Source organism: Burkholderia sp. Ac-20345, from assembly GCF_017104825.1.
Taxonomy (GTDB): Bacteria; Pseudomonadota; Gammaproteobacteria; order Burkholderiales; family Burkholderiaceae; genus Burkholderia; species Burkholderia lata_B.
In genome coordinates this window covers 38303-49073 of record NZ_JAAGPO010000070.1, presented here as the reverse complement: position 1 = coordinate 49073, position 10771 = coordinate 38303, and the positions used below count along the sequence as shown (strand labels likewise).

The following is a 10771-nucleotide window of genomic DNA, read 5'->3' as shown; positions in this document are numbered from 1 at the left end:
CGAACACCGGCACGGTCGCGGCTTCGGGCTTCTTGCGCGCGAGCGCAGCCCGGCGGGCGACGGCCAGACGGTCGGTGGTCACGGCGGGCAGGTCGGCCGCGCGCTCGTCCAGCGCGCGGCGCACCTTCAGCGCGAATTCGTGTTCTCGATTTGCGGGAGCGGAGCTCATAGCGTGATTCCTTTGGCCTTGAGCGCGTGCGCCAGCGTGTGGGTGGCCCGTGAGCAGTGCGTCTTCACGCTGCCCTCGGAGCACCCCATTGCGGCGGCAGTCTCGGCGACATCCATATCTTCCCAATAACGCATCAGGAACGCTTCCCGTTGACGTGCCGGAAGTTTCTGGATTTCTTCGTCGATCAGGGCCAGAACCTGCTCTCGTTCGAGGCGGTGCTCGCTGCTTTCGACGCCTGCGTTGTCGTCTGCGGATTCGAGTGTTTCGAGCGGATCGAAGTCGTCGTCGTCGCTGTTGTTCAGTGACGAGAAGAGCGTGACCCACGTGTTGCGGACTTTCTGCCGGCGGAACCAGTCGTGGATCGCGTTCTGCAGGATCCGCTGAAAAAGCAGCGGCAGTTCTGCCGCCGGCCGGTCGCCGTATTTCTCCGCAAGCTTGATCATCGCGTCCTGCACGATGTCGAGCGACGCATCGTCGTCACGCACGGCGTACGCAGCCTGCTTGAACGCGCGCCTTTCGACGCCCGCCAGAAAGTCGGCGAGTTCCTTGTCTGATGCCATTCCGTGAAGGTATGCGCTGCGGGCCGCTGCGTGGTGTAAAAGGTCGAAAAATTTCGTAAAACCCGCGGATGCTATCAAATTTTCGCGCCGCTTGGCACCGGGTTGGGCGCCTCACGTTGCGCGCGAGCCGCGGCGGCGGGGTGCCGGGAGGTGCCCATGATGCGCTGCGGGATATTTTGCTTGACGACCCAATCGCGACCCGCTATCGTCAATGATTCGCAACATGAAGTGATGGTCTCATTTGAGGCTGGCCCAAGAAGCCTGCCCTTCAAACTGGACGCGCCGCTTGAACCCGAGCCACAAGCCCGGCAGAGAGCACCCGATCAATTTTTTGCCGAAAATTCGAAAGGTCAAAATGAACATGCCCAGCGCGGAATTCTCCACGTCGGAACCCCTTTCCCCTCCCGATAGCGACTCCATCGGCGGTACCGTGCTCATGAAGGCACTGGCCGATGAAAACGTCGAATTCATCTGGGGCTACCCCGGCGGCTCGGTACTCTACATCTACGACGAGCTTTACAAGCAGGACAAGATTCAGCACGTGCTGGTGCGCCACGAACAGGCGGCCGTGCACGCAGCCGATGCGTATGCGCGTTCCACCGGCAATGTCGGCGTCTGTCTCGTGACGTCGGGCCCCGGTGTCACCAACGCGGTGACCGGCATCGCCACGGCGTACATGGATTCGATCCCGATGGTCGTGATCAGCGGCCAGGTGCCTACGGCCGCGATCGGCCAGGATGCATTCCAGGAGTGCGATACCGTCGGCATCACGCGTCCGTGCGTGAAGCACAACTTCCTCGTGAAGGACGTGCGCGACCTCGCGGAAACCGTCAAGAAGGCGTTCTATATCGCCCGCACCGGCCGTCCGGGCCCGGTGCTGATCGACATCCCGAAGGACATCTCGAAGACGCCGTGCGAGTACGAGCCCGTCAAGAGCGTGTCGCTGCGTTCGTACAACCCGGTCACGAAGGGCCATTCGGGTCAGATCCGCAAGGCCGTGTCGCTGCTGCTGACGGCGAAGCGTCCGTACATCTACACGGGTGGCGGCATCATCCTCGCCGACGCGTCGCGTGAACTGAACCAGTTCGCGGACCTGCTCGGCTATCCGGTCACGAACACGCTGATGGGCCTCGGCGGCTATCGTGCGTCGGACAAGAAGTTCCTCGGCATGCTCGGCATGCACGGCACCTACGAAGCGAACATGGCGATGCAGCACTGCGACGTGCTGATCGCGATCGGTGCCCGCTTTGACGACCGCGTGATCGGCGACCCGGCGCACTTCGCGTCGCGTCCGCGCAAGATCATCCACATCGACATCGACCCGTCGTCGATCTCGAAGCGTGTGAAGGTCGACATCCCGATCGTCGGCGACGTGAAGGAAGTGCTGAAGGAACTGATCGAGCAACTACAGACGGCCGAGCATGGCCCCGACACCGAGGCGCTCGCGCAATGGTGGAAGGACATCGAGGGCTGGCGCTCGAAGGACTGCCTGAAATACGACCGCGAAAGCGAGATCATCAAGCCGCAGTACGTGGTCGAGAAGGCATGGGAGCTGACGGACGGCAATGCGTTCGTGTGCTCGGACGTCGGCCAGCACCAGATGTGGGCGGCGCAGTTCTACCGTTTCAACAAGCCGCGTCGCTGGATCAATTCCGGCGGCCTCGGCACGATGGGCTTCGGCCTGCCGGCAGCGATGGGCGTCAAGATGGCGCACCCGGACGACGACGTGCTGTGCATCACGGGCGAAGGCTCGATCCAGATGTGCATCCAGGAACTGTCGACCTGCCTGCAGTACGACACGCCCGTGAAGATCATTTCGCTGAACAACCGCTATCTCGGCATGGTTCGCCAGTGGCAGCAGATCGAATACAGCAAGCGCTATTCGCATTCGTACATGGATGCGCTGCCTGATTTCGTGAAGCTCGCCGAAGCGTACGGCCATGTCGGGTTGCGGATCGAAAAGACCTCGGATGTGGAGCCGGCGCTGAAGGAAGCGCTGCGCCTGAAGGACCGCACCGTGTTTCTCGACTTCCAGACCGATCCGACCGAAAACGTCTGGCCGATGGTACAGGCCGGCAAGGGCATCACCGAGATGCTGCTCGGATCGGAAGATCTGTAACGGCGCGACGCGCGCCTGAGCCCGATGCGGCCGCCTTCACGAAGGGCGGTGCGGCACGCGGCAGCGCGCGGCGCGAGTGAATCGACACGGACACATTCTGGAAGAAGCGAACATGAGACACATCATTTCCGTCCTGCTGGAGAACGAACCGGGCGCGCTGTCGCGCGTGGTCGGTCTGTTTTCCGCACGCGGCTACAACATCGAAACCTTGACGGTGGCGCCGACCGAAGACCAATCGCTGTCGCGGCTCACCATCGTTTCCATTGGCTCCGACGACGTGATCGAACAGATCACGAAGCATCTGAACCGCCTGATCGAGGTGGTGAAAGTGGTGGACCTGACCGACGGTGCACACATCGAACGCGAGCTGATGCTGATCAAGGTACGTGCAGTGGGCAAGGAGCGCGAAGAAATGAAGCGGATGGCGGACATTTTCCGCGGCCGCATCATCGACGTGACCGAAAAGACCTACACGATCGAATTGACGGGCGCGAGCGACAAGCTCGACGCATTCATCCAGGGGCTGGACGCGGGCGCGATCCTAGAGACCGTGCGCACCGGCAGCTCCGGCATCGGACGCGGCGAGCGCATCCTGAAGGTGTGATGCCAGCAGGCACGCCGGGTGCGCCGTCATGTCCCGGCCCGCAGTACTCCATCCGAACGAATTGTTGAATTTTTGAATTAGCGAAGGAACCATCATGAACGTTTTCTACGACAAAGACGCTGACCTCTCCCTCATCAAGGGCAAGCAAGTCACGATCATCGGCTACGGCTCGCAAGGCCATGCACACGCGCTGAACCTGAAGGAAAGCGGCGTGAACGTGACGGTTGGCCTGCGCAAGGATGGCGCGTCGTGGAGCAAGGCCGAAAACGCCGGCCTGTCGGTCAAGGAAGTCGCGGAAGCGGTGAAGGGCGCCGACGTCGTGATGATGCTGCTGCCGGACGAGCAGATCGCCGACGTGTACGCGAAGGAAGTCCACGCGAACATCAAGCAAGGTGCGGCGCTGGCATTCGCGCACGGCTTCAACGTCCACTACGGCGCGGTGATCCCGCGCGCCGACCTCGACGTGATCATGATCGCGCCGAAGGCACCGGGCCACACGGTTCGCGGCACGTACTCGCAAGGTGGCGGCGTGCCGCACCTGATCGCGGTTGCGCAGAACAAGTCGGGCGCGGCACGCGACATCGCGCTGTCGTACGCGGCAGCGAACGGCGGCGGCCGTGCAGGCATCATCGAAACCAACTTCCGTGAAGAAACCGAAACCGACCTGTTCGGCGAGCAGGCCGTGCTGTGCGGCGGTACCGTCGAGCTGATCAAGGCTGGCTTCGAGACGCTGGTCGAAGCAGGCTACGCGCCGGAAATGGCGTACTTCGAGTGCCTGCACGAACTGAAGCTGATCGTCGACCTGATCTACGAAGGCGGCATCGCGAACATGAACTACTCGATCTCGAACAACGCCGAGTACGGCGAGTACGTGACGGGTCCGCGCATCGTCACGGAAGAGACGAAGAAGGCGATGAAGCAGTGCCTGACCGACATCCAGACGGGCGAGTACGCGAAGAGCTTCATTCTCGAGAACAAGGCAGGCGCGCCGACGCTGCAGTCGCGCCGTCGCCTGACGGCCGAGCACCAGATCGAACAGGTCGGTGCGAAGCTGCGCGCGATGATGCCGTGGATCGCGAAGAACAAGCTCGTCGACCAGACGAAGAACTAAGCACCGCGTGCTGTTCCGGCCCCTCGAATAGAGGGCCGGTACCAAAAAGCCGCCCGAAGGCAGCAGTGCCCCGGGCGGCTTTTGCTATGCTACGGGCTTTGCAATTCACCGAACACAGAACGAATCCATGAACTATCCTCATCCGATCATCGCGCGCGAAGGCTGGCCGTTCATCGCGATTGCAGCCGTCATCGCGCTGTTGATCCACGCCGTCGGGGGCTTCGGCTTCGCGTGGCCGTTCTGGCTGCTGCTCGTCTTCGTCGTCCAGTTCTTCCGCGACCCGCAGCGCCCGATCCCGGCGCAGCCGAACGCGGTGCTGTGCCCGGCGGACGGCCGCATCGTCGCGGTCGAGACCGCGCAGGATCCGTACGCGAACCGCGAAGCGCTGAAGATCAGCGTGTTCATGAATGTCTTCAACGTCCATTCGCAGCGTTCGCCGGTCGATGGTGCGATCTCCAAGGTCGAGTACTTCCCGGGCGCGTTCCTGAACGCGGCGATCGACAAGGCGTCGACCGAGAACGAGCGCAATGCGGTCGTGATCCAGACGGCGAGCGGCAAGACCGTGACCGCCGTGCAGATCGCCGGCCTGGTCGCACGCCGGATCCTCTGCTACGTGCGCGCGGGCGAACCGCTGTCGCGCGGCCAGCGCTACGGCTTCATCCGCTTCGGTTCGCGCGTCGACGTGTACCTGCCGCTCGGCAGCCGCGCGAAGGTGTCGATCGGCGAGAAGGTCTATGCGTCGTCGACGATCCTCGCCGAGCTCGAACAGTAAGCGGCGGGGCGCACGATGGCCGCATTCAAACCGCGTCGGCCGCGCAACGGCGCCGGCCAGACGCCACGTCCGTTCCGCCGCAACAAGGTGATGGCACCGGATACGGTGCCCATCGAGAGCCGCCGCGCCGCGCGCCAGCGGTTCCTGAAGACGCGCGGCATCTATCTGCTGCCGAACGCGTTCACGACCGCCGCGCTGTTCTGCGGCTTCTTCGCGGTCGTGCAGGCGATGAACGTGCGTTTCGAGATCGCGGCGATCGCGATTTTCGTCGCGATGGTGCTCGACGGGATGGACGGGCGCGTCGCGCGCATGACGCATACGCAGAGCGCGTTCGGCGAGCAGTTCGACAGCCTGTCGGACATGGTGTCGTTCGGCGTCGCGCCCGCGCTCGTGATGTACGAGTGGGTGCTGAAGGATCTCGGCCGCTGGGGCTGGCTCGCCGCGTTCGTCTACTGCTCGGGCGCCGCGCTACGCCTCGCGCGCTTCAATACGAACATCGGCGTCGTCGACAAGCGTTTCTTCCAGGGGCTGCCGAGCCCGGCCGCCGCCGCGCTGATCGCGGGCTTCGTGTGGCTCGCCACCGACAACCGCGTGCCGATGAAGCTCGGCTGGCTGCCGTGGGTCGCGTTCGTGCTGACGATCTACGCGGGCGTGACGATGGTGTCGAACGCGCCGTTCTACAGCGGCAAGGCGCTGGACGTGCGGCATCGCGTGCCGTTCGCGGCGATCCTGCTGGTCGTCGTCGCGTTCGTGCTCGTGTCGTCCGATCCGCCGCTGATGCTGTTCTGCCTGTTCGTGCTGTACGGGCTGTCCGGTTACGTGTTCTGGGCCTACATGGCCATCCGCGGGCGCGCGAATCCGGCGCGCTCGTCGCAGCGCGATCACTGACGCACGCGCGTTTTTGCCCGGAAACGGCGGCCTCGGGGCCGCCGTTTTCATTTGTCCCTTGTTCGGCCCGTGCCGCCGGAAACCCCGGGTGCCGTCCGATTGCGCACCCAACGGAATGCCGCTATAGTCTTTGGCATGACTGCATTTTCCCGCCTCTCCCTCCTTCTAGCCGGTGCGCCGCTACGCGCGCTAGCTTTGGCGCGCCTGCCGCGCTGACCGTTCTCGCCCCCCGTCAAGCCTCGTCTGTTGTTGAGCGTCGCCAGCGGTGGCGCGATCTCGTTACGTTTGACTTCCGTATAAAGAGCCCTGGAGCCCCCCATGACAGACAAGCTGATCATTTTCGATACGACGTTGCGTGACGGCGAACAATCGCCCGGCGCGTCGATGACGAAGGAAGAGAAAATCCGCATCGCGAAGCATCTCGAGCGGATGAAGGTCGACGTGATCGAGGCGGGCTTCGCGGCCAGCTCGAACGGCGATTTCGACGCGATCCACACGATCGCCGGTCTCATCAAGGACAGCACGATCTGCTCGCTGGCGCGCGCCAACGACAAGGACATCCAGCGTGCGGCCGACGCGCTGAAGCCGGCCGAGAGCTTCCGGATCCACACGTTCATCGCGACGTCGCCGCTGCACATGGAGAAGAAGCTGCGGATGACGCCCGACCAGGTGTTCGAGCAGGCGCGCCTCGCGGTGCGCTTCGCGCGCAAGTTCACCGACAACGTCGAGTTCTCGCCGGAAGACGGCAGCCGTTCCGACATGGATTTCCTGTGCCGCGTGCTGGAAGCCGTGATCGCCGAAGGCGCGACGACGATCAACATTGCCGATACGGTCGGCTACGGCGTGCCGGAGCTGTACGGCAACCTCGTGAAGACGCTGCGTGAACGCATTCCGAACTCGGACAAGGCGATCTTCTCGGTGCATTGCCATAACGACCTCGGGATGGCCGTCGCGAACTCGCTGGCCGGCGTGAAGATTGGCGGCGCGCGTCAGGTCGAGTGCACGATCAACGGTCTCGGCGAGCGCGCGGGCAACACGTCGCTCGAAGAAATCGTGATGGCCGTGAAGACGCGCAAGGACTACTTCGGTCTCGACGTCGGCATCGACACGTCGCAGATCGTGCCGACGTCGAAGCTCGTGTCGCAGATCACCGGTTTCGTCGTGCAGCCGAACAAGGCCGTGGTCGGGGCGAACGCGTTCGCGCACGCATCGGGCATCCACCAGGACGGCGTGCTGAAGGCGCGCGACACCTACGAGATCATGCGCGCGGAAGACGTGGGCTGGACCGCGAACAAGATCGTGCTCGGCAAGCTGTCGGGCCGGAACGCGTTCAAGCAGCGCCTGCAGGAGCTCGGCGTGTCGCTCGACAGCGAGAGCGAACTGAACGCCGCGTTCATGCGCTTCAAGGATCTGGCCGACCGCAAGGCCGAGATCTTCGACGAGGACATCATCGCGATCGTGTCCGAGGAGTCGGCGCTCGCGCACGAGAAGGAGCACTTCAAGTTCGTGTCGCTTTCGCAGCACTCGGAAACGGGCGAGCAGCCGCACGCGAAGGTCGTGTTCGGGGTCGAAGGCAAGGAAGTGACCGGCGAGGCACGCGGCAACGGTCCGGTCGATGCGACGTTCAATGCGATCGAGAGCGAAGTCGGCAGCGGCTCCGAGCTGCTGCTGTACTCGGTGAACGCGATCACGACCGGCACGCAGGCGCAGGGCGAGGTAACTGTCCGTCTGTCGAAGAGCGGGCGGATCGTCAATGGCGTCGGCACCGATCCGGACATCGTCGCCGCCTCCGCGAAGGCGTATATCTCCGCACTGAACAAGCTGCATTCGAAGGACGACAAGCTCAATCCGCAGCGCTCATAAGCGCCCGCGCACTGCGCATCACCGAAACGCCCCGTGCGGCCCTGCGCCGCCGGGGCGTTTTTTCATTCGCCGCTCATTCGGCGGCCGGCGCGCGGAACAGCCAGCGGCGCGCAGCCGTACGCGGCGCCGGGCTGCGTCGCCGGAACTCGACTGCGATCCCGCGTCGCGGCGCCTCGGCGACGAACGCATCGAGCAGTTCGAGCACGTCGTGATCGATGTAGTCGGCGCGCGTTGCATCGATGATCACCGCGGCCCGGTCGGGAATGTGCCGCAGGTGATGCTTGACCTGGACCTTGCCGAGAAACGACACGTCCTTGCGGAACGACAGCAGGAAGTGGTCATCGTGCTGCGCGAGCGTGACGGGGCTCTTCAGGTTCGCGACGGCGACCGCCAGCACGCTGCAGGCAAGGCCGAGCGCGATGCCGAACAGCAGGTCGACCGCGAGCACGCCGGCAATCGTCGCGGCGAACGGCACGAACGCGGCCGGCCCCTGTTTCATCACCGAGCGGAACAGCGCCGGTTTCGCGAGCTTGAAGCCAGTATGGATCAGGATCGCGGCCAGGCTCGCGAGCGGGATCAGGTTGATCAGGCCGGTGAGTGCGAACACGCTCGCGAGCAGCAGCATCCCGTGCACGATCGCCGACATCCGGCTTTGCGCGCCCGCATTGACGTTCACCGAGCTGCGCACGATCACCGACGTGATCGGCAACCCGCCGACCGCGCCCGCGACGAGATTGCCGACGCCCTGGGCCTTGAGTTCGCGGTCGGGCTGGGTCGGCCGGCGCTTCGGGTCGATCTGCTCGACCGCTTCGAGGCTCAGCAGCGTCTCGAGGCTCGCGACGACCGCGAGCGTGATCGCGACACGCCACACGTCCGGATTGACGAGCTGCGCGAAGTTCGGGCCGAGCTCCGCATGCTTGAGCGATGCCGCGAAGGCCGCGAACGATCCGAGTTCGGGGAGCGTCACGCGATGGGCGGCGCCCGGCGCGACCGACGGTGCGACGACGCTCAGCACGAGCGTGGCGCCGATACCCAGTACGACCACCGCGAGCGGGGCCGGCACCGAGCGCACCAGCGCGAAGCGGCGCAGTGCGGGCGTATCCCACGCGACCAGCAGCGCGAGCGAGGCGAGCGCGATGGCCGTCGCGGCCCACGCGACCGGCAGGCCCGGCCAGTTAGCAAACGATTGCGCGGCCGAGCCGCCGATACCGAACGCGAACGGAATCTGCTTTACGATCAGCAGCAGGCCGATCGCGGCGAGCATGCCCTTGATGACGGGTGACGGCACATAGGCGGCGAAGCGGCCGGCGCGCAGCATGCCGAACCCGAATTGCAATACGCCGGACAGCAGTACCGCGAGCAGGAACGCGGAAAAGCTGCCGAGTTGTGCGATTCCTTCGACGACGATCACGACGAGGCCGGCGGCCGGCCCGCTGACGGACAGCGATGAGCCGCTCAGCAGCGCGACGACGATGCCGCCGACGATCCCGGACACGAGCCCGGCGAACGGTTCGACGCCGGATGCATTGGCGATGCCGAGACACAGTGGCAGCGCGACGAGGAAAACGACGATTCCGGCGACGATGTCGCGCGGCAGGGTGGACAGGCGCTCGTTCAGTTTCATGGTTGGGGCGATTTCATTGGCTTGGGGGCGGGGTAGGTCAGCCGAGCGCGCCGGCCGTCGCGGCCTGCACGGGTTCGACGTCGACGGTCGGCGTGGTGTAGCCGGAATCGAGTTCCTGCAGGCGTCCGTCGGCGAGCGAAAAGATCCAGCCGTGCACGAGCGGTGGCCGTTCGCGGCCCTGCACGATCGGGGACGCGCGCAGCAGCCGCACCTGTTCGAGCACGTTGAGTTCGGCGAGGCGGTCGGCGGCGGCCGTGTCGTCGAGCCCGTCCAGCGCGTCGCGATGGCGCCGCGCGAGCGCGCAGAGCGGCGCGATGCGGCGCGCGACGTGCGGCAGGTCGGACGGCGGCGGCAGCAGCGACGCGCGTACGCCGCCGCACCCGTAGTGCCCGCACACGATCACGTGGTCGACCTGCAGCACGCGCACCGCGTACTCGAGCACGCTGGCGGAATTGTCGTCGTCGGGATGGAACAGGTTCGCGATGTTGCGATGGACGAACAGCTCGCCGGGCGCGCAGTGTGTGATGGTTTCGGCCGGCACGCGGCTGTCGGCGCAGCCGATCCACAGCACGCGCGGATTCTGGCCGCGCGCGAGCGCGTCGAAGAAGCCGGGCGTGTATTCACGCGTTTCGCGGGCCCAGGCGATGTTGGCAACCAGCATGCTCTTGGGGCGATTCATGAGGACTCCTTTGTGATAAAGGCAAACGTATATCGGCAGAAATGACGCAATGGCATTCTTTCTAAATTGAAAGGTTGAATTTCGACTGATATTAGGGGTATGCCCTAGCACTTCGGGGGTGTTGAAACAATTTGTTTCAAATTGGTTTGGCGTAGTGCATTGCATGCACCAATTCATCGCATGACATGCACTGTGCGTGCTTCTTTCCGCGCAAAGGCCCGCATGACGGGGATGTCAGCGAGGTGCCATCGGAATGTCATTGATCGGAAAAGATTCCCGCCGCAATTGCGGAATTAATCGGAAGGCGGAAAAAAGGAAATGGCCATTCACGCAATGATTCGTGAATGGCCATGGTGAAAATTGCGCGTAAATGCGTAATCGG

General features: G+C 64.2%; 10 protein-coding genes. 6 read left to right on the top strand and 4 right to left on the bottom strand.

Annotated elements, in window-relative coordinates; all coding sequences use genetic code 11:
• Both G3O06_RS24305 and G3O06_RS24300 read right to left on the bottom strand, forming a co-directional pair.
• On the bottom strand, positions 1-169 hold a 169-nt coding region (locus G3O06_RS24305; RefSeq protein ID WP_205817758.1), incomplete at its 3' end, for a DUF3619 family protein.
• Entirely contained in the window at positions 166-729 is a 564-nt protein-coding gene (locus G3O06_RS24300; protein ID WP_011352714.1) for an RNA polymerase sigma factor, read from the bottom strand. The genes G3O06_RS24305 and G3O06_RS24300, both read right to left, overlap by 4 nt.
• Positions 730-1084: 355 nt before the next feature.
• On the opposite strand from G3O06_RS24300, the gene G3O06_RS24295 reads away from it, so the two are divergent.
• The 6 genes from G3O06_RS24295 to G3O06_RS24270 all read left to right on the top strand — a co-directional run bounded on the left by G3O06_RS24295 (position 1085) and on the right by G3O06_RS24270 (position 8086).
• On the top strand, positions 1085-2848 hold the full coding sequence (locus tag G3O06_RS24295) for an acetolactate synthase 3 catalytic subunit (protein ID WP_011352713.1): 1764 nt from the start codon (positions 1085-1087) through the stop codon (positions 2846-2848).
• Positions 2849-2960: 112 nt separating this feature from the next.
• Entirely contained in the window at positions 2961-3452 is a 492-nt protein-coding gene (gene ilvN, locus G3O06_RS24290; protein WP_011352712.1) for an acetolactate synthase small subunit, read from the top strand.
• 94 nt (positions 3453-3546) lie between these two features.
• The gene (gene ilvC / locus G3O06_RS24285; protein WP_174915873.1) at positions 3547-4563 is read left to right on the top strand and encodes a ketol-acid reductoisomerase; all 1017 of its coding nucleotides are present in this window, start codon (positions 3547-3549) and stop codon (positions 4561-4563) included.
• A 127-nt stretch (positions 4564-4690) separates the two neighbouring features.
• Positions 4691-5335, top strand: a complete 645-nt coding sequence (locus tag G3O06_RS24280) for a phosphatidylserine decarboxylase (protein ID WP_011352710.1) — start codon at positions 4691-4693, stop codon at positions 5333-5335.
• A 15-nt stretch (positions 5336-5350) separates the two neighbouring features.
• Positions 5351-6223: a CDP-diacylglycerol--serine O-phosphatidyltransferase gene (pssA, locus tag G3O06_RS24275; RefSeq protein WP_174915874.1), complete on the top strand. Its 873-nt coding sequence runs from the start codon at positions 5351-5353 to the stop codon at positions 6221-6223.
• Positions 6224-6541: 318 nt separating this feature from the next.
• Positions 6542-8086, top strand: a complete 1545-nt coding sequence (locus G3O06_RS24270; protein WP_174915875.1) for a 2-isopropylmalate synthase — start codon at positions 6542-6544, stop codon at positions 8084-8086.
• Between the two features lie 73 nt (positions 8087-8159).
• On the opposite strand, the gene G3O06_RS24265 is transcribed toward G3O06_RS24270, so the two are convergent.
• Positions 8160-9710, bottom strand: a complete 1551-nt coding sequence (locus G3O06_RS24265; RefSeq protein ID WP_205817756.1) for a SulP family inorganic anion transporter — start codon at positions 9708-9710, stop codon at positions 8160-8162.
• Between the two features lie 37 nt (positions 9711-9747).
• The gene (locus G3O06_RS24260; RefSeq protein ID WP_175000171.1) at positions 9748-10389 is read right to left on the bottom strand and encodes a carbonic anhydrase; all 642 of its coding nucleotides are present in this window, start codon (positions 10387-10389) and stop codon (positions 9748-9750) included.
• Positions 10390-10771: the final 382 nt, after the last annotated feature.

Excerpts from the sequence above, each read along its gene's own strand:
- G3O06_RS24300 (WP_011352714.1), bottom strand. The coding sequence starts at position 729 with ATGGCATCAGACAAGGAACTCGCCGACTTTCTGGCGGGCGTCGAAAGG.
- G3O06_RS24260 (WP_175000171.1), bottom strand. The coding sequence starts at position 10,389 with ATGAATCGCCCCAAGAGCATGCTGGTTGCCAACATCGCCTGGGCCCGC.
- G3O06_RS24295 (WP_011352713.1), top strand. The coding sequence starts at position 1,085 with ATGAACATGCCCAGCGCGGAATTCTCCACGTCGGAACCCCTTTCCCCT.
- ilvC (WP_174915873.1), top strand. The coding sequence starts at position 3,547 with ATGAACGTTTTCTACGACAAAGACGCTGACCTCTCCCTCATCAAGGGC.
- G3O06_RS24265 (WP_205817756.1), bottom strand. The coding sequence starts at position 9,710 with ATGAAACTGAACGAGCGCCTGTCCACCCTGCCGCGCGACATCGTCGCC.
- G3O06_RS24270 (WP_174915875.1), top strand. The coding sequence starts at position 6,542 with ATGACAGACAAGCTGATCATTTTCGATACGACGTTGCGTGACGGCGAA.
- G3O06_RS24280 (WP_011352710.1), top strand. The coding sequence starts at position 4,691 with ATGAACTATCCTCATCCGATCATCGCGCGCGAAGGCTGGCCGTTCATC.
- ilvN (WP_011352712.1), top strand. The coding sequence starts at position 2,961 with ATGAGACACATCATTTCCGTCCTGCTGGAGAACGAACCGGGCGCGCTG.
- pssA (WP_174915874.1), top strand. The coding sequence starts at position 5,351 with ATGGCCGCATTCAAACCGCGTCGGCCGCGCAACGGCGCCGGCCAGACG.